Origin of the sequence: Paenibacillus sp. N3/727 (assembly GCF_022637315.1) — a bacterium.
In the GTDB taxonomy this organism is placed as follows: domain Bacteria; phylum Bacillota; class Bacilli; order Paenibacillales; family Paenibacillaceae; genus Paenibacillus_AQ; species Paenibacillus_AQ uliginis.
Genome location: NZ_CP093336.1, coordinates 2,300,657 through 2,322,020 on the forward strand (window position 1 = coordinate 2,300,657; position 21,364 = coordinate 2,322,020).

Sequence of the window (21,364 nt, forward strand, 5' to 3'; positions counted from 1 at the left end):
ATAATACAAATCAAGCAATGTACTAAACATTGAATCAGGAGGGGTACCAATGAAACTGGGAGTATTTATGGTGCTGTTGAGTGGTCGTAAATTGGAGGATGCACTCGATTATGTCGTTTCAAAAGGTCTAAAAGCGGTGGAAATCGGTACAGGAGGTTTCCCTGGGAACGCACACTGTAATCCGGCAGAACTGTTGGAAAACGAAGCGGCTTTAAAGAATTTCAAAAATGCGGTTGAATCCCGAGGTCTTATTATCAGTGCTTTGAGCTGTCACGGTAACCCGCTGCATCCGCAAAAACAGATCGCGAAGGAATATCATGACGTTTATGTAAAAACGGTTGAACTGGCTGAAAAGCTTGAAGTTCCGGTTGTCAACACCTTCTCGGGCTGCCCGGGAGACCATGAGGATGCGAAATATCCAAACTGGCCTGTAGCACCTTGGCCAAATGATTTCCAGGAAATTTTGAATTGGCAATGGGAGAATAAAGTCATTCCGTATTGGAGTGAATGGGGGAAATACGCATCCGATCGCGGTGTGAAGATCGGTCTGGAGCTTCATGGCGGATTTTCAGTTCATACACCTGCAACACTTCTTCGTCTGCGCGAAGCTGCAGGAGAAGTCATCGGTGCGAACCTAGACCCAAGCCATATGTGGTGGCAGGGCATTGATCCGGTGCAAGCTATAAAAATTTTGGGACGTGAAGGCGCGATTCACCATTTCCATGCAAAGGATACGGTAATCGATCCGGTAAACGTGAATAAATACGGTCTGACAGATATGCAGTCATACGCCAATATGATGGATCGTGCATGGCAGTTCCGTAGCGTAGGCTATGGTCATGATCTGAAAGATTGGGCCGATATGATGAGTGCTCTGCGTCTTGTTGGTTATGATTATGTAGTAAGTATTGAGCATGAAGATGGTCTGATGTCTGTTGAGGAAGGCTTCTCCAAAGCCGTTCAAAACCTGCAGCAAGTACTGATCGAAGAACCGCTTGGTGAGATGTGGTGGGTGTAAACCGCGTAAAATATGCGGATTTTTTAATCAACTAGGGGGAAACAGCAACATGTTAAACGTAACCATTTGGAACGAGTTCGTTCACGAGAATATTCATGATGAGGTTAAACGGGTGTATCCGGAAGGCATCCATATGGCTTTGGCTGAAGGTCTTAACAGTCCGGAGTTTACCATTAGGACAGCAACGCTGGATCAGCCGGAGCATGGTTTAACCGATGAAGTCTTGAACTCGACTGATGTGCTGCTGTGGTGGGGTCACATGGCTCATGACCGTGTGGATGACGAGATTGTAAGTAAGGTCGTAAAACGGGTGCAGGAAGGTATGGGGTTTGTTGTGCTTCATTCCGGGCACTTTTCCAAACCGTTTAAAGCGCTGATGGGAACGAGCTGCGATTTGAAATGGCGTGAGGTGGGAGAACAAGAGATTTTATGGTCTGTCAATCCTTCACATCCAATTGCAGCAGGAGTGAATAGCCACATCATTCTTGAACAAGAAGAGATGTACGGTGAATTTTTCGATATCCCTACACCGGATGAGCTGATTTTTATCAGCAACTTTGCGGGCGGGGAAGTATTCCGGAGCGGTTGTACTTTTAAGCGCGGACAAGGAAACATTTTTTACTTCCGGCCAGGTCATGAGACATATCCGACATACTACAATCCCGAAATTTTAAAAGTCATTTCCAACGGAATCAGATGGGCAGCAGCTAATTCTTATGCAGTTAAACCTGTATTCGGAAACAGCCAGCCTGTTCGTCCGCTTGGCGCTCTTGTGTAATAAGCATTTCGAAAATGGCTGCCGACTATCGGCAGCCGTTTTTATTTAGAGATAAGAAAGAATAAACATCGGAGTAAAGTGCATCTTTATCTCGAAAGTAAAGCTACTGCTAAGATGGAATTTTCAAGTTGAGGAATAAGTTGAGATATAAAACGACAAAATTAGGGTATTCATGTTTATAGGACCGTTTCACCAATGTGGACATATTCCCTCTGTCCCATTCGGCAGATGTACTGTATAATAGAAAATTGTCCCAAGTTATTGATTTAATCTCGAGATATTGGCTCAAATGACCAGGCAATAAATCACCATTTTAAAGTTAAAACAGGTAAGTGGTTTTCAGTTCCATAAAAATATGCTAAAATTTAAATGTACTAACTTATTGTAAGTTTTATGTTTCACAGCAACTATTGTGACTCTGTAAAGAGGTGAAATGATATGGAAGTTACAAATCCTTGTTTATGCCCCCGTTTCGAGTCCGCTTTCGCCTTCCTTGGAAAGCGTTGGAACGGACTAATTATCCAGACACTGATGAGTGGTCCGAAACGGTTTAAGGATATCTCAAATTACATTCCGTCTATGAGCGACAAAATGCTGTCCGAGCGAATGAAGGATTTGGAAAGCGAAGGCATATTAATCAGACATGTATACCCCGAAACGCCGGTTCGTATTGAGTACGAGCTGACTGAAAAGGGAAAAGCCTTGCAGCCTGTTATGGAACAGATTTCGAACTGGGCAGAACAATGGGCAGAGAAGTAAAATGAAATAACCTCAGCGTTAGCCCTGGTGCAAGGCAGACTTGCTTTGACTAGGGTTTTTTGCTGTCGATTGAAGTGGACTTGCACTAGAGCCAGTCAAATATAGTATAATTGGAAAAATAGCCCTAAAGCACTTAAGGAGGCGAGCCTTTATGAAAAATTCGGTTAAACTGCCGTACGTTCATTATGGACAAGAGGAAGCCGCCGAGCTTGAGAGGGCTTCGATAAGAGTGCAGCATATTTATGACAAGACCCAGGATCTTTTGGACCGCTATATGCCGGATTCCATGTGGACCGCAATGACTGGAATGAGCCGGAACCTGAAGGAACCCGAGCTTTGGGAGGGGGATCTGGAAAGTGGAATATTTCAAAAATGGGTCAAGAGCCCGAAGGGCTGGAAATGTATTGGATGTGAAAGATACAGTCACCCTTCGGTAATTTCGGAAACACCGACACAAGCGGAGGGAGAGTCATCTTTTGAAGCAGGAGATGGGGCTGGCCGCACATTTCACGACAAAGGTCTTCCAGGCAGATTGCTGCAGATGGTGATCTGGTCACAATTTGAGGAAATTCGACTGTTCCAGCCGTTTCTTGGTGATGAGCCGTTTTTTACCGAGGAAGAGATGGAGGTCATTTCAGATTATTTTGTCCCTACTTATATAAGTCCTGTCCCCTTGAAAGAAAGGGGGAAAGACTTCAAGACAATTCAAACAGGAATTCCTCTTTATCAGGAGCGAATATCTGCACCCTCTCTCGTGATGCAGTCAGAAGGCGCCAGCGTCTCCGGAAATTGGATGACGGGGGTTGATCTGAGCTCTAGAGGTTTTTCTGGCCTCCGTCCCTATTTGAAAATTCCTAAGGGTGGCCGTACTTACATGAAAGCTTTGATCGTATAGTCAAAAATAGAGGAGACAGCCTATGCTGTCTTTTTTTGTGTGCAATTGTTAAAAATGGTGTGAAAAAATTCACAATTAGAGTGAAGATAATCACAATAACAATTAAATTTTAAATGTATAATGACCGTAAAAGATCAATGAAATGGAAATGAGTTCAATAAAACGATCGAATTTAAACACGAGACGGCTAGATTAAAGTGAAATCAAGAGGGTTGGATAGACCTTTTAAGGAGGAAAAGATCATGACTGGCAAGAACAAACAAAAGCTAGTGGTCATAGGTAACGGCATGGCGGGTATTAGCACGGTAGAGCAAATCATAAAATTAGGTGGCGCTTATGATATTACCGTATTCGGCAGTGAGCCGCATCCCAACTATAACCGGATCATGCTGTCTTACGTTCTGGAAGGCAGTAAAACGCTAGATGATATTGTACTGAATGATTGGAATTGGTACAAAGATAATGATATCACACTGCACACGGGAACTACGGTCACCAAGATTGACGAGGAGAACAAGGTGGTTGTAGCCGAGAATGGTCTTGCAGTTCCATATGATCGCGTTATTATTGCCACAGGTTCAAATCCGTTTATATTGCCTGTGCCTGGAAGCGATAAAGAGGGTGTTGTAGGCTTCCGTGATATCGCGGATTGCAATCAGATGCTTGCGGCTGCTAAGAAGTACAAGAAAGCTGCGGTGATCGGCGGAGGTCTTCTCGGCCTTGAAGCCGCTAAGGGACTTGTTAATCTAGGTATGGATGTCACGGTTGTTCACTTGATGAATGACCTCATGGAACGCCAGCTTGATCACAATGCATCGGCTATGTTGCAAGCTGAGCTGGAGCGTCAAGGTATCAAGTTTGCCATGGGTAAGCAGACCGTAGCGTTACTGGGCGGAGATCGGGTAACTGGACTGCGATTTAATGACGGAACAGAACTGGAAGCCGGTTTTGTTGTCATGGCTGTCGGTATTAAACCGAATGTAGCCGTAGCTAAGGCGAGTGGGATTGAAGTTAATCGCGGCATTGTAGTCAATGACAATCTGCAGACTTCCATGGAGAATGTATATGCCGTTGGGGAATGTGATGAGCATCGGGGTGTATGCTATGGTCTTGTGGCTCCGTTGTTTGAGCAGGGTATGGTGCTTGCGAAGCATTTATGTGGAGTGGACACGTTGCCGTATGAAGGCTCCGTTGTATCGACCAAGCTGAAAATCAGCGGTGTGGATGTATTCTCTGCTGGTGAATTTATTGAAGGTCCGGAACATACCGTTATTGCTGCTAAAGATGAATGGAAAAAGACCTATAAGAAAATTTTGTTGAAGAACAATGTGATCGTCGGTGCGGTTTTATTCGGAGATGTAACCGAGTCGGCGGCTCTGCAAAAGCTGATCAAGCAAGAGGCTCAGATGACAGATGAGATCTATGCTACAGTTATGGGAACGGGCTGCTGCGGCGCAGGCGCCAAAAAAGGAACCTCGGTTGAAAGTATGGCAGATGAAGAAATTGTTTGCGGATGCAACGGGGTGACGAAGAAGACCATTGTGGATGCAGTAATGGTTCAGGGACTGACCACGGTGGATGAGATCAAGGCATGCACTGGAGCAACCCGCTCTTGCGGCGGATGTAAGCCAGTCGTTGAACAAATCTTGCAATATGTGCTCGGTGACGGTTTCAAAAGTGCAAGTAAACAAGGAATTTGTGGATGTACAACACACAGTCGTGACGAGATCGTAGCTGAAATCCGTGCCAAGGGACTAAGAACAATCGGTGAAGTCATGAATGTGCTGGAGTGGAGCCAGCCTGAAGGCTGCTCGAAATGTCGCCCTGCTATCAACTATTATCTTGGTATGATTTACCCGGAAACCTATGAGGATGAGAAGGAATCACGTTTCGTCAATGAGCGGATGAATGCCAATATCCAGAAAGACGGCACATATACTGTAGTTCCGCGGATGTATGGCGGAGTGACAACAGTGGAAGATTTGAAGAGAATTGCGGACGTTTCGCTTAAGTATGATGTCAAGGTCGTGAAGGTGACCGGTGGACAGCGTCTGGCTCTTATCGGAGTGAAGAAGGAGGATGTGCCGAAGGTTTGGGAAGAACTCGATATGCCTTCGGGTTATGCCTACGCCAAATCGCTTCGTACGGTTAAGACATGTGTAGGTTCGACATTTTGCCGCTTTGGTACGCAGGATTCGATGGGTATAGGAGCATTGATAGAGAAAAAATTCGAGAGACTCGATCTTCCTGCAAAATTTAAAATAGCCGTGAATGGCTGTCCACGTAACTGCGCCGAATCGTGCACGAAGGATATTGGCATCGTCGGGAATGACGGAGGCTGGGAGATATTCATTGGCGGTAACGGCGGAATCAAGGCACGTATCGCAGACGCATTTTGCAAGGTTAAAACCGACGAGGAGTTATTTGAAATATGTGGTGCGGTCATCCAATATTATCGAGAAACAGGTAAGTATTTGGAAAGAACCTCGGAATGGGTGGAACGCGTAGGTCTGGACAACATCAAGAAAACCATTCTTGAAGACCACGATCAGCGCAAGGCTTTGGTAGAAAGAATCGAGGTAGCCTTGCAGCAGGTCGAGGAACCTTGGAAGAAAGTGCTGAACGATAAACAGGTGCTAAGAGCGATGTTCCATAGCACAAGTCCCGCAGCGGCGGAGTAAATAGAGTAAAGGAGACCAAAACATGACGATGACAGGCGAGTATATTGATGTTGGAAAAAAAGATGAGTTTATGATGCGTATTGGAAAAGTTGTGGTAATCAAGAATGAAGAGATTGCCGTTTTTCACACATCGGATGGTCGTTTGTTTGCTCTGGAGAATAAAACCCCGCACCCGAAAGGCGGACCATTGGCTGAGGGGATTGTGTCTGGTCACTACCTGTATGATCCACTTTACGACTGGAGAATTGACTTGGAAAGCGGTGAGGTGCAAGCGCCCGATAGTGGCCAGGTCCGGACTTACCCGGTCCGGTTAGAGGGAGACGTTGTACAGATCGCCGTATAGGGAATACCAGCTGGTTGTGTAATACCAAGTAGAGAGAAACCATAACAGGAGGTACCCCTATGTTCACACAGGGAGTGGAAAGCATCATTGAGGCGGCTGTCAAAAAGAAAGAACATATGAACGCGAATATGATCCGTTACTTCGTCTCGGCTTTGCTGGCCGGCGCATATGTTGGTATTGGAATTGTTCTGATTTTTAAATTGGGTGCGCCATTTGCGGCTGCAGGCTCACCGTTTCAGACTTTGGTGATGGGAGCTTCTTTCGGAATTGCACTGACGCTGGTTGTTTTTGCCGGAGCAGAACTGTTTACCGGTAACAATATGTTTTTCACGATGAGCACTCTTGCTGGACGAACATCCGTGGGAGATACATTGAAAAACTGGGTGATCGTATTTCTCGGCAATCTGGGCGGAGCTGTACTGCTCAGTCTGCTGGTATGGGGTACCGGCTTGTTTAAGGCTCTTCCATCTGATCATGTGATCTTTACGGCGGCTGCCAATAAAATGAATGCGCCTTTTATGGAATTATTTTTCCGCGGTATTTTGTGTAACTGGCTTGTCTGTCTTGCCTTGTGGATGGGAACCCGTGCAAAAGAAGAAACAGCCAAACTCATTCTCATCTGGTGGTGTCTGTTTGCTTTCATTGCTACGGGTTATGAGCACAGTGTAGCGAATATGACGCTTTTGTCTCTCGCAACGATGCTGCCAGGACATCCGGAAACCGTTTCGATTGCTGGTTGGGTTAACAATATGGTTCCGGTCACACTGGGGAACATTATTGGTGGTGGGTTATTCGTAGGTATGTCTTACTGGTTTATCTCCCCGATTAAAGGTAAAAAGACACAAAAGTATGTGAACGATAAGGAACTTTCCCATAAATAAGTTCTAAATGCTATGTTAGAGAATGAGTTTGGCCAGACATTGAAAGATAAGAAATCGCTCCCTTTAGATGGCGGCTAGTTACTGCCACTCACAAGGGGGTGATTTTTTTTAAACCCAAGGATACCGGTTGCGGTAAGTATATACTTGCTGCAAAGCAGAGCGGCGCCGGAAGGAAAGACGTATATATTGTGGTCGGTTTTGCTGCTTTTATACTCAAAAACAATAAAGACGCCCGATCGCTATCGAGCGTCTTTTTAAGCTTCTAATGAGTTTTGCAGCAGGGAGATCATATACGACAGATCTCATGTGGGCATAGTTCACAGTGACAGATTTCCTGCAGGGCTCCTAAGTTTTTGATCACTATCATTCCACTTAAATACTCGACAACTTCTTTTTTACGGAGGTCGCTCAGCATGCGGTTCACGCTCTCGCGAGTAGCGCCAATCATGTTCGATAAATCTGTATGGGTAATTTTCTTGTTGATCAAGATCGAGTTGTCCGGCTGAATTTCCCCATAAGTATTGCCAAGTCGGATCAGTGTTGAGCTGAGTGCCCCGGGCTTTCCATACATCATCAGGTCTCTAAATTTGGTCTGTGTTATCCGGTGATGTATCCCCATCCATTTCATGAAGTCGATGGCAAAATCGCAGTGTTGGCAGATGAGAATTTCGAGATCCTTATGCTCAATAACGCCGACTTCACTTTCTTCCAACACTTCAGCCGAGAAGCTGTGTTTGGTGCTGAAGAAGGGATCGGCCTGGCCAACCATATCACCAGCTTGATACATATATAGGATAAGTTCTTTGCCTTCATCTGTCGATTTGGTTAATTTAATGCGTCCACGTTTGATATAGTAAAGTTTGTCGGAAAAATCGCCTTCCCAGAACAAATGGGATCCTTCCGGTATCACACGATCCTTCATGCTTACAAGCAGACGGTTGAGGTTTTGCTCCGAAAAACAGCTGGTATTCCCTTGGGTTTCCATGACCTTCTCCATTGTTCTCATGTCGCTATCCCCTAACTCCCTAATATTTTCTGTTAAATTTAAATTAATTATAACGTGAATACATTCACTTGTGGGGCAGAAAGCAGGGGCAAAAGTGGCGAATTTTCAAACGTTGTGATTATTTTCACTTGAAACAGAGATAATGTAGTGTAAGACAACACAGACAATTTGAAGAGATGGAAATGATTGCGTTTGAATTTATTTTCTGAAAAAAGTTTTAACTATGTGAAAAAATTCACTATCTTTCTGAGGAGGCCTGTGATATGATCAATGTGTAGAGAGATAATAAACATTTTTTTACAGGAGGATGAGGGAGATGGCCATTAAGAATGAAGCCGCTCAGGTGAAACAGCAGACAGCAGGTGAGTATATTCAAGGCTTAATCGACAAGGCAAACAAGGCTAGAGAACAGTTTGTTGACATGAATCAGGAACAAATCGACAAGATCGTGAATGCCATGGCGCTGGCAGGGATGGATAAGCATATGCATCTGGCTAAACTGGCTGTGCAGGAAACGGGCCGTGGAGTATACGAAGACAAAATCATCAAGAACATGTTTGCCACCGAATATATTCATAACAGCATTAAGTACAATAAGACGGTTGGCGTTATTGAAGATAACTCTTATGACAACTTCCAAAAGATTGCTGAGCCTGTAGGTATCATTATGGGGATTACCCCAGTAACGAATCCGACATCAACGACAATTTTTAAAGCACTTATTGCCATCAAGACGAAAAATCCGATCATCTTTGGTTTCCATCCATCCGCACAAGCCTGCAGCCGTGAAGCAGCGAAGATTTTGCTGGATGCCGCAGTAAAACTGGGCGCTCCGGAAGGCTGTATTCAATGGATTGACGAACCGTCTATGGAAAAGACCAATGTCCTGATGAACCATCCTGATGTAGCTTGCATTTTGGCTACAGGCGGATCGGCCATGGTAAAAGCAGCGTACAGCTGCGGGAAACCGGCACTCGGTGTAGGACCCGGGAACGTACCTTGCTTTATTGAAAAAACGGCCAATCTTGATCAAGCGGTCAATGACCTCATTCTCTCAAAAACGTTTGACAACGGCATGATCTGTGCATCGGAACAGGCTGTTATTATAGAAGAAGCTATTTTTGAACAAGTGAAGAAAAAAATGATCGCGAGCGGCTGCTACTTCGTGAACAAAGAAGAAGCGGCGAAGCTGACCGCAGGTGCAATAGTGGCAGAGAAGTGCGCAGTAAACCCTGCAATCGTCGGACAGCCTGCTGTGAAGATCGCTGAAGCATGTGGAATTGAAGTTCCGAAAGGAACAAAAATCCTGGTAGCTGAGATTGAAGGCGTGGGACCGAAGTTCCCGCTGTCAGCTGAAAAGCTGAGCCCGATCTTGGCCTGCTACAAAGTGAAGACAGCAGATCAGGGGATTGACCGTGCTGCTGAAATCGTTGCTTTTGGTGGTATGGGTCACTCGTCAGTTATTCACTCGAATAACGAAGAAATCATCAATAAGTTCTCGGACCGTATGCAAACTTGCCGGATACTCGTGAACCAGCCTTCGTCGCAGGGTGGTATTGGTGACATCTACAATACAAACTTGCCGTCGTTGACATTGGGCTGCGGATCGTATGGTCGTAACTCGACATCTTCGAACGTGACCGCCGTCAATCTCATCAACGTGAAAAGGGTGAACCGTCGTACCGTGAATATGCAGTGGTTCAAAGTACCGAACAAAATTTATTTTGAAAAAGGATCAACCCAGTACCTTGCCAAAATGCCGGATATCACACGTGTTGCCATTATTACTGACCCTATGATGGTGAAGCTTGGCTATGTAGAAAGAGTTGAGCATTATCTTCGTCAGCGTCAGGTTCCGGTTGCCATCGAAGTATTCTCTGAAGTAGAACCGGATCCATCAACAACAACGGTTCAGCGCGGTGCTGAAATGATGAAGAGATTCCAGCCGGACTGCATCATTGCTCTTGGCGGTGGATCTCCGATGGACGCAGCAAAAGGGATGTGGCTGTTCTATGAATATCCGGACACTGATTTCAACAATCTGAAGCAAAAATTCATGGACATTCGTAAACGGATTTACAAATTCCCAAGACTTGGTCAAAAAGCGAAGTTCGTAGCAATCCCAACAACATCGGGTACGGGTTCAGAAGTAACTTCATTTACGGTTATCACCGATAAAGAGCATGGGAATACGAAGTATCCTCTGGCAGACTATGAGCTGACGCCTGACGTGGCAATTATCGATCCAGAGTATGTCTACAGCTTGCCTAAAACAGCAGTCGCCGATACGGGTATGGACGTTCTGACACATGCAATTGAGGCTTATGTATCTGTAATGGCCAACGACTATACAGATGGTATTGCAATCAAAGCTATTCAGCTTGTATTCCAGTACCTTGAGAAGTCGGCAATGACTGGCGACAAACTGGCTCGTGAAAAAATGCATAACGCATCGACACTTGCTGGTATGGCTTTTGCCAACGCATTCCTGGGCATCAATCACAGCCTTGCTCATAAATGGGGCGGTCAATATCATACCGCACATGGACGGACCAATGCGATTCTGTTGCCTCACGTCATCCGTTACAATGCCATGAAACCGACGAAGTTTGCTGCATGGCCTAAATATACCCACTTCGTAGCAGATGAAAAGTATGCAGAGATTGCCCGCATTCTTGGATTGCCAGCTCGCACAACCGAAGAAGGTGTGAACAGCTTGATCAAAGCGATTCGCGACCTGAACAAAAAACTTGGCATTGAGGAATCGTTCCAGCAGCTCGGCTTTGATCCGGCAGACTTTGAAAGCCGGGTGGAATACTTGGCGGACCGTGCATTTGAAGACCAATGTACAACTGCGAATCCAAAACTGCCTCTCGTAACTGAGCTCGCAGATGTGTATCGCAACGCGTTCTACGGACGTTTTGACAGCTAATATAATAGATAAATTGTAAGTGAATCAGCGTGACAAATATCACCTCGTTTGTGATATTTGTCACAGCTGTTTTCAGTTAACGGGACTACAATTAAAGTGTAAAAACAATCTCAGATAATAATTCTTACAGTTTAGCGGCTCGGAATGTAGCCGGGGCTTCACACCCAACATTGTGAAATGTGTCACATTTTATTGATCTGGGATAGTGGACATGAGAAAGATATACTATAAACTCATGCCTCAACAACAGAACATGGAGGGATTTAAAAATGTCGGTGATTGAAAAAGAAATTAAAGACATGCAGTCCGGTTGGAGAGGGTTCAAAACAGGAAAATGGAACAGAGCAGTAGATGTTAACGAATTTATTGCGCTGAATATTGATCCTTATTACGGTGTTGATGATTTTCTGGCTGGTCCTACAGCGAATACCAAAGCATTATGGGACATCGTATCGGACCTGACAAAAAAAGAACGGGAAGCGGGCGGCGTGCTGGATGTGGACGTAAACACTCCTTCTACAATTGTTTCGCACCAGCCAGGTTACTTGGATAAAGGTAAAGAACAAATCGTCGGGGTACAAACCGATGAACCATTCAAACGTTCCATTCAGCCGTTCGGCGGCATTAAGATGATGATCGACGCATGTAATGCTTATGGATTTGAACTTCCGCAAGGCATTGTTGATATCTTCACAAACATTCGTAAAACCCATAACCAAGGGGTATTTGACGCCTATACTTCCGAGATGCGGGCTGCGCGTAGAGCCGGTATCATTACAGGACTTCCCGATGCATACGGACGTGGACGCATTATCGGCGACTATCGTCGGATTTCACTATACGGTATTGATTTCTTAATTAAAGATAAAATGAAAGAGCTGGACAGTCTTGAGGTTGATGTGATTGACGAGAATGTGATTCGTCTTCGTGAGGAACTGTCAGAGCAAATTCGTGCATTGAAAGAACTGAAACAAATGGCTGAACTGCACGGCTTTGATATTTCTAAACCGGCAGCAACAGCAAAAGAAGCATTCCAGTGGCTGTATTTCGGTTACTTGGCAGCAATTAAAGAACAGAATGGTGCAGCGATGTCCCTCGGACGTGTATCTTCATTCTTGGATGTTTACATCCAGCGTGATCTGGCTGAAGGCACATTGACCGAAGAAACAGCACAAGAACTGGTTGACCATTTTGTAATGAAGCTTCGTATCGTTAAGTTCCTGCGTACACCGGATTACAATGATCTGTTCAGCGGTGACCCAACTTGGGTAACAGAATCCATTGGCGGTATGTCAATGAACGGCGAAACTCGTGTAACGAAGAACAGCTTCCGCTTCCTGCACACGCTCTACAATCTAGGACCTGCACCTGAACCAAACCTGACTGTACTGTGGTCGGAGAAGCTGCCTGAAGGCTTTAAGAAATTCTGTGCAAAAGTATCCATCGAGACGAGCTCGATCCAATACGAAAACGATGATCTGATGCGTCCGATTTATGGCGAAGACTACGGTATTGCTTGCTGTGTATCCGCTATGCGTATCGGTAAGCAAATGCAGTTCTTCGGAGCACGTGCAAACTTGGCTAAAGCACTTTTGTATGCTATTAACGGCGGCCGTGATGAAAAATCCGGTGTTCAAGTTGGTCCTGAGTTCCCTGCTATTACTGCAGAGACCCTCGACTATGAAGAAGTTATGAAACGCTTCAAGCCGATGATGGAATGGCTCGCGAAGCTGTACATGAACACGCTGAACGTGATTCACTATATGCATGATAAATATTCCTATGAGCGTATTGAGATGGCGCTGCATGACCGTGATATTCTGCGCACGATGGCATGTGGTATCGCTGGATTGTCGGTAGCTGCTGACTCCTTGAGTGCCATTAAATATGCTAAAGTGAAGCCGGTTCGCAATGAGAATGGCATCGCTGTTGATTTTGAAATCGAGGGCGACTTCCCTTGCTACGGAAACAATGATGACCGAGTTGACAGTATCGCTGTTGAATTGGTTGAGACTTTCATGGGCATGATCCGCAAACATAAAGCTTACCGTGACGCACTGCCAACACAGTCCGTACTGACGATTACTTCGAACGTGGTATACGGTAAGAAGACGGGTACTACTCCAGATGGACGTAAAGCAGGAGAGCCATTTGCACCAGGTGCAAACCCAATGCATGGACGCGACAAAAAAGGTGCGCTTGCTTCCTTGAGTTCGGTAGCGAAACTGCCTTATGAAGACAGCCTGGACGGTATCTCGAACACCTTCTCAATCGTGCCAAAAGCACTCGGTAAAGAAGCTGCTATCCGTGAGACTAACTTGGTAGCAATGATGGATGGTTACTTTGGCAGCAAAGCGCATCATCTGAACGTTAACGTATTTGATCGTGAGCAATTGATGGACGCTATGGAGCATCCAGAAAATTATCCGCAATTGACGATCCGTGTATCGGGTTATGCTGTAAACTTCATTAAACTGACTCGTGAGCAGCAGCTGGATGTCATCAACCGTACTTTCCACGGTTCGATGTAATACGGCCGAAAAAAATATAATTAAATGACCAAACTTTGCTTATGACAAAGCGGATACAGAAAGGATGACATCATATGATTAAAGGCCATGTGCATTCCATAGAAACGTTCGGAACGGTGGACGGTCCGGGTATCCGCTTTGTGCTCTTCATGCAAGGATGCTTGTTAAAATGCCAATACTGTCATAACCCGGATACGTGGGGCTTGAATGAGGGGAAGGAGATGTCGGTGGATGAGGTGCTCTCTGAAATCGAACCCTACCTTCAGTACTATCGTTCTTCCGGTGGCGGACTCACCGTATCAGGCGGAGAGCCGACCCTACAGTTTCCATTCGTTACTCAGGTGTTTAAGGAGGCAAAGCGTCGCTGGAACCTTCACACGACACTGGATAGCAACGGATACAATGAACCGGAGAAGATTCGTGAACTGCTCGAAAATACCGATTTGGTACTGCTCGATCTCAAACACATCAACGATGAGAAGCATATCGAACTGACAGGGAAATCAAATGAGCGTACCTTGAAGATGGCGCGGTGGCTTTCTGATAATGGCCGTAAAATGTGGATCAGACACGTATACGTGCCCGGAATTCATGAGCAGGAAGAAGATTTGCTTGAACTCGGACGTTTCATTGGCACTTTAAACGGTGTAGAGAAATTTGAGATTCTTCCATACCACCAGATGGGTGTGTATAAATGGGAAGCTTTGGGTAAAGCTTATCCACTGGAAGGCGTACCATCTCCGACAGATGAGGAAGTAGCTCGCGCATATCGGTTGATTGAGGAAGGCAGAAGGCAGACACAGATGGTGTAATCAGCTATAAATATTATCATATATGACAAAAACCTTGCTATTTACGGCAAGGTTTTTGTATTTTATTAGAGGATTTTACCCCTCTTTAAGATAATTAACGATCTTACTTAAAATGAAATCGCTTTCTATAATGAAAATGTAAGGAAAACGCCTATTAAATTTATAAACACTTCGGCAGGTCAAAACAATGAGGAAAAAGGGTCATCTCCCAGATTCGTAAGAAGTAATCTAATAGAATCAACTCCGAATATCCATTAGTATTTTAATAAAGGATATTTTTTTGCGACGAATTATTTTAAACTAGATTTATATATCCTATAATAAGGATTTTAATACAATATATTACAATGGTGATTTTGATTAAATACAAATAGAAAATGAGGGTGAGCTATGTCTTCTGAATTGAAACGGGAATTATCTTGTATTATTGCTGATAATCATGCTCAATCACGCTCCAAAATAATTGAACAGGTCACAAACTTAGGTCTCTATGTTGTTGACACGCCCGTTTCTGGTGATGGATTAATTGAAAGCGTTGCCAAGTTTATGCCTGACCTGATCATAACTGGTATTTTATTAGATAGAACAGATGGGATAACCGCATGTGAATATATTAAAAGACAAGGATTTAACTCTCCCATTATTATTATTTCTCGATCTACGCTCTCCGCACATTATTCGGCTGCCTTTGAGTTAGATTGTATTGATTATATTAATCTTCCTTTACCTTATGAACGATTTGAAAGAGCGATAATGAAAGCAAAGAAAAAAATTGAACAACGAAAAACGATATCGCTTTTGGAAAAAAACAGCATCAAAAGAATCAAGGTGAAACATCGGTACCATTCGATGGACATTGATGAAAGCTGTATTATTTATGTGGAAAAGGTGGATAAAAGAAAATTTGAAATTTGTCTCACGGAAGGAAGAATAGTTGAAACAAGTTCCAATTTGGAGCAAATTCAAGCAGAGTGTTCAGCATCTATCATGAGGCCTCATCGCAGTTTTTTGGTTAATTTAGATCATATTAGAATGGTTATACCTGACCCCATAATCCAAGGAAATTACCTCATTGTGTATCCTACTTTTGCTAAGAATATCCCTTTAACTCGTCGAAATTACGAACAGTTTGTACATCTTACTCGCAATAAACTCTAAAGAGTGCTCATATATCAATATCGAGCCTATTAGTCCAGTTCAATTACCTAATAGGACAAATATATCGCCTTTTAGACCCATAACATTACCGTTTAATCCCTGACTATACACATAATGCTTCATTCCTTTTATAGTAAAATATGATAGGAGGGAAATTGGCATGAAGCTTCAACATCATCTTAATTTAATGACAGGTGACAATACAATTGAGAATTTAGATCAAACATTCTACTCTTCATCAAATATCCATTATATTCATAGCGGCGGCATTAGTATTCAGTCAATTGAACCAATCTTGCAAGTTTGCAAGCTATGGCATGATGGTCATAGGTGAATGTGATGGAGCTTACTTTATTTATAAACTTGTTTGTTGGTAATATTTTTTTGAGTACTGGATTCTCGAAATGCTTTAATTTAATTGTGTTTGAAGAAGCAATGACACAGTTTACTAATTTTCGTAATCCCAAATTCATCTGGTTCATATCGCGAGCGGTTGTTGTGATGGAAATCAGTTGTGGTGGCTTATTAATTTGTTCGATTTTTTACAAGGTAGCAGCGATCCTATTAATGGTCTTGTTAGCTATATTCTCAGTATTGATTGTATTCCATCTTAACAAAAAAACGAATCTTACATGTCACTGTGGCGGAGCTTTAGGAAATGAAGCAATTCATATTGGAATACCCGTAAGGAATCTAATTTTAATTATTGGCTTATTATTTGCTATAATCGCTCCTGAAATACCGTTTATCCTTCAACTATGGTTTGAAATAGAGCACTTGAAAATATGGTTGCTAACTGAATTGCTTGTGTTATGTTTACTGGTGACTTATTATTTTAGTTTAAAATTGAACGCGCTTACAAGGGGTTAGATTTAGTTGAACCAGAACACAAAAAGTGTGGTGTTGATACTTGGAATGGATAGTAGGGGTCAATTTAACAATTTCGTCGCTGTTATTGTTTTGTTTTATATATTTTACGTTAAGGTCAGTGCGATGGCTTAAAGCATCAATCCAAAGGATAGAGTCGAACATGTTGCTAAGTTCGTCTACGTCTATACCTAGTTTACCTACCCCCGCGCATTATGGTTTACGAGAAGATGCAATTTTTCCAGAGTTACAAGTGTTGGACATGGACACACAGCAGCCGATGACATTTGAGCTTAGTAATTCGAGGGAATCTGTTGTACTTATAACCTTACTTGGATGTCAATCATGTGAACAAACTTTAAAGCAGATGAAAATGTATAATTTTAACGCCTTTGAATTTGACATGATTGTTCTCACTTTCCTCTATCCTGGTGTGTATTATGCTGATGATAAAATTGCTAGACATGATGCATTCCTCAAGGAACTAACAGTTAGTAAAAAGTATATCGTGCTTGAAGAGACTATAAATCAATTGGAGATAACTTCTTTTCCGACGTTAATGCGAATAACTCCAGATGGTAAGGTTATTGGTACATATTTGGCCGATGCTCATCAAATTGCTCCCCATTTTCAATCATCTGACACTAATATAGCTTCATAAGGGAATGAACTCTATGAAAGGAGGTGAGATAAATGGCTTGTGTATATGATCAAACTTGCTGGGGAAACGGTGGTCCACCACTAAGAGATGATAAAACAGGAAAATGCTGCCCGAACTAATACGTGATCTTTATATCCTAAGTATTAAAATAAGAAATAGAACTCGATTTCCGATCTCGGGTTCTATTTTTATTTGAATTTATAATAGGAGAACATAGGCATGAAAAAAAACCTTCATAATTTGTTTTGCATGATTGTTATGCTAAAGCCCCTATTCTCCTGGAAAGTATATTTATTTGTAATTATTTCGGGGGGGCTTGCATTTTTACCTAACATACAATTAATTGTTACAGAACGTATAGGTAATGCATTACCGTCTTCTATTCAACAGGGGCAATTTGGTGAACTCATCGTTCTTTTGGTTGTTCAAGCGGGGATTTTTGCATTAATTCAAATCTTTATAGCTGGTAACAGAATGATCGAGAAACAGTTAAACAGCCAATTTAAATGTTATTTGCAAGAAGTGGTTCATAAAAAAATGTCAAAAGTTAAAATCTCGCTACTTGAAAGAGCGGATGTACATAATCAAATGATGACTTTATCAAGCACGCTACCTAGTCTGGGCTTTCCTTTATTGATGAATTTATTTAACTTGGCAAAATCAGTTTTATCGATTTCTGTAATGCTTTATGTGATGCGTAACATTCATGGCTCAGTGCTTATCATTATTGCAGCTGTAAGTTTCTTAAATGTATTTATTGTACGTAAATATTATCATAGACAATTGCAAATTTATGTGCAGGCGAGTGAAGATTCTAGGAAGGCTGAGTATTTATCGGGACTATTGACGGATCGCGAACTGGCAAGTGAAGTAAGAATGTTTCAGTTAAATCAATTTATTATATCTAGATGGAAAACACTATTTATAAGCGTGGAAAAATTACAAGTTCAATTCAAAAATAAACAAGAATTGTTATACGGTTCGTTACAAATTTTAACCCAAGTATTACAATTGGTGATGCTTGTCATTTTAGTGCTATTCACTTCGTTTACGATCGGTACCTATTTGTTAGTCACGCAAGGACTCTTGCACTTGCAGAATACGGCTCATGAATTGGTGGAATCTTTTAATCGGCTACAAGAAACATCCATTTACTTACCGTCTTTTTTCAAAGTATTACAATTAGATGAGGAAGCAGAAGAACCACATTTAATTCAGTTCCAAGGCTTGAATCACGAAATAAAAATACAAAATATGTCGTTTAAATATCCCAATTCTGAACGCAATGTGTTGCAACAAATTGACATGACTATACATGTAGGGGAGAAAGTAGCGATTGTTGGACATAATGGTTCGGGGAAAACTACATTGGTGAAATGTTTGCTCGGATTGTATGATCACTATGAAGGAGAAATTGTTATCGACGGTGTGTCGCTGCAAAATTATGATAAAAATTCGCTTCGCGAGCATATAGCTGTGTTGCTGCAAAACTATGGGAAATATCCAATGTCTGTGCAAGAGAACATATGGCTTAGTGAAGAGGGAGATGGCGACAATAATCAACAACTATGGGATGCTATCCGATTAAGTGATTCGCAGGATTTTATCAATGCTCTACCTGATTTCATGGAGACACAGCTCAATCCTACATTTAGTGATGGGGTCGATTTGTCTGGGGGCCAATGGCAGAAAATTGGTTTAGCTCGTGCCTATTATAAGAATGCTGACATCGTCATTTTGGATGAGCCTACGGCTGCGATTGATCCTTTAGCTGAAGATCGACTTTTTCAAGGGATGCTCACTCATCTGCTGAATAAAACGGCCATTATACTGACGCATAGACTTGGAATTTGCCGCTGGGTAGATAAAATCATTGTAATGGATGGAGGAAGGGTTGTTGAAATAGGTTCCCATGATAAATTAATGGAGGAAGGGACCTATTATAAAGAAATGTACGATAGTCAACTAAAATGGTATGTCAATTGTAAAGCTGCAAAATAACATACAATGTATGAGGACCCGCCAACCTTGTTTGTTATTGTGTGCATGACATGAAGAGCTTACTTGCCAGTCCATGTCAAATTCGGCAAATTTCATTCGGGCACAGTTCACAGTGACAAATGTCCTGCAACATGACCAGATCTTTGATTATAATCATTCTGCTCTTATACTCTAGCGCGTCTTTTTTACGAAGGTCACTGAGCATTCGGTTAACACTCTCACGGGTGGTCCGATCATATTAGACATATCTGTATGCGTAAACGCACATTGAAGATGGCCAGATGGCTTTCGGACAATGGACGTAAGATGTGGGTCAGACACGTTTATGTTCCTGGAATTCATGACCAAGAAGAAGATCTGCTTGAGTTGGGGCGATTCATCGGTACCCTGAATGGCGTGGAGAAATTCGAGATTCTTCCATATCATCAGATACACAAGCTCAAACCGTATAAATCTCGGAATTGTGTTATATTTTTGTTTATATCTGTGACTAGGTTAACAGCTAAAAACCTTGCCATATTGGCAAGATTTTTTAGTTGTTATAGAAGATTTTATCCCTTTCAAAGAATAATGTCGATCTTTATCTATTTGAAACCGCTTTCTATAATAAGTGTATAAACAAATAAATTTTTGGGAGGGTCAAAAAATCATGAAGAAGAAAAGCCTTGCACTGATGATGTCGCTGCTTTTAATTACTTCAGCTTTTGTGTCTGGTTGCGGCGGAAATAAGTCCAGTGAAGAACCGGCTAAAGGAACGGATACACCGCCCGCAGCAAGCAATGAACCATTCGAAATGACGATTCGACACACTCAAGTTGGCGATGCTAAGAAATTCAGACTGGCTTTACTTCAGGAAGTCGTGAAGAAGACTGAGGAGGCGGTACCGGGACTCAAGCTTAATCTGGACGCGGTTGACTCCGAAGTAAACCGTAAAGAAAAGCTGAGAGGCGAGATGGCTTCTGGCAAACCACCAGAAATTTTTGACGTGTTTGGTAGCCCTGATGCTGGAGTGTATGCGAAGGAAGGCCTAATGCTGGACATTACACCAATCATTGAGGAACTCGGTATTAAAGATAAATTTACGACCGTTACGACCCTTGATCCATTTACTCGTGAAGGTAAAGTTTATGGTTTGCCAATCGGTGCTTCAATTGAGGGGATCTTCTACAATAAAGAATATTTTGATCAAAAAGGGTTAACGGTTCCTAAATCGCTTGCTGAACTCGAGAGCATCGCAGAAAAGATTAAAGCTGACGGCAAAATCCCTTTTGCACAGTCATCTAAAGATGCTTGGATACCATTAATGACAACCAATAATCTGTGGGCTTATTATGCAGGACCTGAAATTACATATGGCTTTAAGACAGGCGAGAGCAAATGGACAGATCCTAAGGTTGTTGAAGGCGTGAAGAAGCATCAGGAATGGGTTCAGAAAGGGTACTACAAGAAAGGCGAGCTTGGATTTGAATATGCGGACATGAGAAACCAGATTATTTCTGGCGAAGCGATCATGATGATGGATGGTTCTTGGGCAAATAGCGTATTTAGAGACCCGAAACAAGCTGGCGATATGGTGGGTAAGATCGGATTCTTCAACTTGCCTCCAGTGAATGAGGGAGATCCCGTTATTGTTATGCTGGATGCGAACAATGGATATGGCTTCTCTGCTTCAATTCAAGAGGATCCAAGAAAGATGGCAGCAGTTAAAGAATTCATCAAAAATATGTGGACCGATGAAATGCAGCTTCGTGGTTTGAAGGAAGATGGCGTACTGCCGGCCATGAAGATGGATGTTGCAACGATGAACTCCACTTCCGATGATGCGATTATGCAGGATATTTTCAAGGCGGTCAACGAAATCGACAAATCCTTCCCTGCATTTGATGCTTTGGTTCAAGCAAGCGTGAATACAGCACTAAGCCTTGGAATTCAGCAGGTTATCGGTGGAGAGATAGATGCTGAGCAAATGCTTAAGAACGTGCAGGCGGCTCAAGATGCGGCTAATGAGTCCGAAGGAGAATAGATATATCAAAGTTTAGAT

General features: G+C 42.8%; 17 protein-coding genes and 2 pseudogenes. 17 read left to right on the forward strand and 2 right to left on the reverse strand.

Annotated elements, in window-relative coordinates:
• Positions 1-49 precede the first annotated feature (49 nt).
• The 7 genes from MNQ98_RS10170 to MNQ98_RS10200 all read left to right on the forward strand — a co-directional run bounded on the left by MNQ98_RS10170 (position 50) and on the right by MNQ98_RS10200 (position 7,355).
• Positions 50-1,018: a sugar phosphate isomerase/epimerase family protein gene (locus MNQ98_RS10170; protein WP_241933065.1), complete on the forward strand. Its 969-nt coding sequence runs from the start codon at positions 50-52 to the stop codon at positions 1,016-1,018.
• A 49-nt stretch (positions 1,019-1,067) separates the two neighbouring features.
• Positions 1,068-1,796, forward strand: coding sequence for a ThuA domain-containing protein (locus tag MNQ98_RS10175; RefSeq protein WP_208914680.1), 729 nt, complete (start codon positions 1,068-1,070; stop codon positions 1,794-1,796).
• A gap of 438 nt (positions 1,797-2,234) precedes the next feature.
• Entirely contained in the window at positions 2,235-2,555 is a 321-nt protein-coding gene (locus MNQ98_RS10180) for a winged helix-turn-helix transcriptional regulator (protein WP_241933066.1), read from the forward strand.
• 151 nt (positions 2,556-2,706) lie between these two features.
• On the forward strand, positions 2,707-3,450 hold the full coding sequence (locus MNQ98_RS10185) for a hypothetical protein (RefSeq protein ID WP_241933067.1): 744 nt from the start codon (positions 2,707-2,709) through the stop codon (positions 3,448-3,450).
• Between the two features lie 242 nt (positions 3,451-3,692).
• Positions 3,693-6,131, forward strand: coding sequence for a nitrite reductase large subunit NirB (gene nirB, locus MNQ98_RS10190; RefSeq protein ID WP_241933068.1), 2,439 nt, complete (start codon positions 3,693-3,695; stop codon positions 6,129-6,131).
• A 22-nt stretch (positions 6,132-6,153) separates the two neighbouring features.
• Positions 6,154-6,474, forward strand: coding sequence for a nitrite reductase small subunit NirD (gene nirD, locus MNQ98_RS10195; protein ID WP_241933069.1), 321 nt, complete (start codon positions 6,154-6,156; stop codon positions 6,472-6,474).
• 59 nt (positions 6,475-6,533) lie between these two features.
• Positions 6,534-7,355, forward strand: a complete 822-nt coding sequence (locus MNQ98_RS10200) for a formate/nitrite transporter family protein (protein ID WP_241933070.1) — start codon at positions 6,534-6,536, stop codon at positions 7,353-7,355.
• A 286-nt stretch (positions 7,356-7,641) separates the two neighbouring features.
• Here MNQ98_RS10200 and MNQ98_RS10205 read toward each other — a convergent pair whose 3' ends face one another.
• Positions 7,642-8,361, reverse strand: a complete 720-nt coding sequence (locus MNQ98_RS10205; protein WP_241933071.1) for a Crp/Fnr family transcriptional regulator — start codon at positions 8,359-8,361, stop codon at positions 7,642-7,644.
• A gap of 316 nt (positions 8,362-8,677) precedes the next feature.
• On the opposite strand from MNQ98_RS10205, the gene adhE reads away from it, so the two are divergent.
• The 8 genes from adhE to MNQ98_RS10245 all read left to right on the forward strand — a co-directional run bounded on the left by adhE (position 8,678) and on the right by MNQ98_RS10245 (position 19,323).
• Positions 8,678-11,293 (forward strand): bifunctional acetaldehyde-CoA/alcohol dehydrogenase, encoded by a 2,616-nt coding sequence (adhE, locus tag MNQ98_RS10210; protein ID WP_241933072.1) that lies wholly within the window; start codon positions 8,678-8,680, stop codon positions 11,291-11,293.
• Positions 11,294-11,562: 269 nt separating this feature from the next.
• Positions 11,563-13,824 (forward strand): formate C-acetyltransferase, encoded by a 2,262-nt coding sequence (pflB, locus tag MNQ98_RS10215; protein ID WP_241933073.1) that lies wholly within the window; start codon positions 11,563-11,565, stop codon positions 13,822-13,824.
• Between the two features lie 74 nt (positions 13,825-13,898).
• Positions 13,899-14,636, forward strand: a complete 738-nt coding sequence (gene pflA, locus MNQ98_RS10220; protein ID WP_241933074.1) for a pyruvate formate-lyase-activating protein — start codon at positions 13,899-13,901, stop codon at positions 14,634-14,636.
• A 390-nt stretch (positions 14,637-15,026) separates the two neighbouring features.
• Complete coding sequence (locus MNQ98_RS10225; RefSeq protein ID WP_241933075.1) at positions 15,027-15,794, forward strand: LytR/AlgR family response regulator transcription factor; 768 nt, start codon at positions 15,027-15,029, stop codon at positions 15,792-15,794.
• A gap of 160 nt (positions 15,795-15,954) precedes the next feature.
• Positions 15,955-16,128, forward strand: coding sequence for a hypothetical protein (locus MNQ98_RS10230; RefSeq protein ID WP_241933076.1), 174 nt, complete (start codon positions 15,955-15,957; stop codon positions 16,126-16,128).
• Between the two features lie 5 nt (positions 16,129-16,133).
• The gene (locus MNQ98_RS10235) at positions 16,134-16,664 is read left to right on the forward strand and encodes a MauE/DoxX family redox-associated membrane protein (protein WP_241933077.1); all 531 of its coding nucleotides are present in this window, start codon (positions 16,134-16,136) and stop codon (positions 16,662-16,664) included.
• A 259-nt stretch (positions 16,665-16,923) separates the two neighbouring features.
• On the forward strand, positions 16,924-17,322 hold the full coding sequence (locus tag MNQ98_RS10240; protein WP_241933078.1) for a hypothetical protein: 399 nt from the start codon (positions 16,924-16,926) through the stop codon (positions 17,320-17,322).
• 219 nt (positions 17,323-17,541) lie between these two features.
• A complete protein-coding gene (locus MNQ98_RS10245; protein ID WP_241933079.1) occupies positions 17,542-19,323 on the forward strand; it encodes an ABC transporter ATP-binding protein in 1,782 nt (593 codons plus the stop codon).
• 76 nt (positions 19,324-19,399) lie between these two features.
• On the opposite strand, the pseudogene MNQ98_RS10250 reads toward MNQ98_RS10245, so the two are convergent.
• Positions 19,400-19,581 (reverse strand): annotated as a pseudogene (locus MNQ98_RS10250) (helix-turn-helix domain-containing protein); the annotation flags it as partial.
• A 9-nt stretch (positions 19,582-19,590) separates the two neighbouring features.
• Here MNQ98_RS10250 and MNQ98_RS10255 point away from each other — a divergent pair.
• Positions 19,591-19,755: pseudogene (locus MNQ98_RS10255) on the forward strand (pyruvate formate-lyase-activating protein); the annotation flags it as partial.
• Between the two features lie 217 nt (positions 19,756-19,972).
• Entirely contained in the window at positions 19,973-21,346 is a 1,374-nt protein-coding gene (locus MNQ98_RS10260) for an extracellular solute-binding protein (RefSeq protein WP_241933080.1), read from the forward strand.
• The last annotated feature ends 18 nt before the right edge of the window (positions 21,347-21,364 follow it).

Coding starts and splice junctions, on each gene's coding strand:
- MNQ98_RS10170 (WP_241933065.1), top strand. CDS start 50: ATGAAACTGGGAGTATTTATGGTGCTGTTGAGTGGTCGTAAATTGGAG.
- MNQ98_RS10175 (WP_208914680.1), top strand. CDS start 1,068: ATGTTAAACGTAACCATTTGGAACGAGTTCGTTCACGAGAATATTCAT.
- MNQ98_RS10180 (WP_241933066.1), top strand. CDS start 2,235: ATGGAAGTTACAAATCCTTGTTTATGCCCCCGTTTCGAGTCCGCTTTC.
- MNQ98_RS10185 (WP_241933067.1), top strand. CDS start 2,707: ATGAAAAATTCGGTTAAACTGCCGTACGTTCATTATGGACAAGAGGAA.
- nirB (WP_241933068.1), top strand. CDS start 3,693: ATGACTGGCAAGAACAAACAAAAGCTAGTGGTCATAGGTAACGGCATG.
- nirD (WP_241933069.1), top strand. CDS start 6,154: ATGACGATGACAGGCGAGTATATTGATGTTGGAAAAAAAGATGAGTTT.
- MNQ98_RS10200 (WP_241933070.1), top strand. CDS start 6,534: ATGTTCACACAGGGAGTGGAAAGCATCATTGAGGCGGCTGTCAAAAAG.
- MNQ98_RS10205 (WP_241933071.1), bottom strand. CDS start 8,361: ATGAGAACAATGGAGAAGGTCATGGAAACCCAAGGGAATACCAGCTGT.
- adhE (WP_241933072.1), top strand. CDS start 8,678: ATGGCCATTAAGAATGAAGCCGCTCAGGTGAAACAGCAGACAGCAGGT.
- pflB (WP_241933073.1), top strand. CDS start 11,563: ATGTCGGTGATTGAAAAAGAAATTAAAGACATGCAGTCCGGTTGGAGA.
- pflA (WP_241933074.1), top strand. CDS start 13,899: ATGATTAAAGGCCATGTGCATTCCATAGAAACGTTCGGAACGGTGGAC.
- MNQ98_RS10225 (WP_241933075.1), top strand. CDS start 15,027: ATGTCTTCTGAATTGAAACGGGAATTATCTTGTATTATTGCTGATAAT.
- MNQ98_RS10230 (WP_241933076.1), top strand. CDS start 15,955: ATGAAGCTTCAACATCATCTTAATTTAATGACAGGTGACAATACAATT.
- MNQ98_RS10235 (WP_241933077.1), top strand. CDS start 16,134: ATGGAGCTTACTTTATTTATAAACTTGTTTGTTGGTAATATTTTTTTG.
- MNQ98_RS10240 (WP_241933078.1), top strand. CDS start 16,924: ATGGACACACAGCAGCCGATGACATTTGAGCTTAGTAATTCGAGGGAA.
- MNQ98_RS10245 (WP_241933079.1), top strand. CDS start 17,542: ATGAAAAAAAACCTTCATAATTTGTTTTGCATGATTGTTATGCTAAAG.
- MNQ98_RS10260 (WP_241933080.1), top strand. CDS start 19,973: ATGAAGAAGAAAAGCCTTGCACTGATGATGTCGCTGCTTTTAATTACT.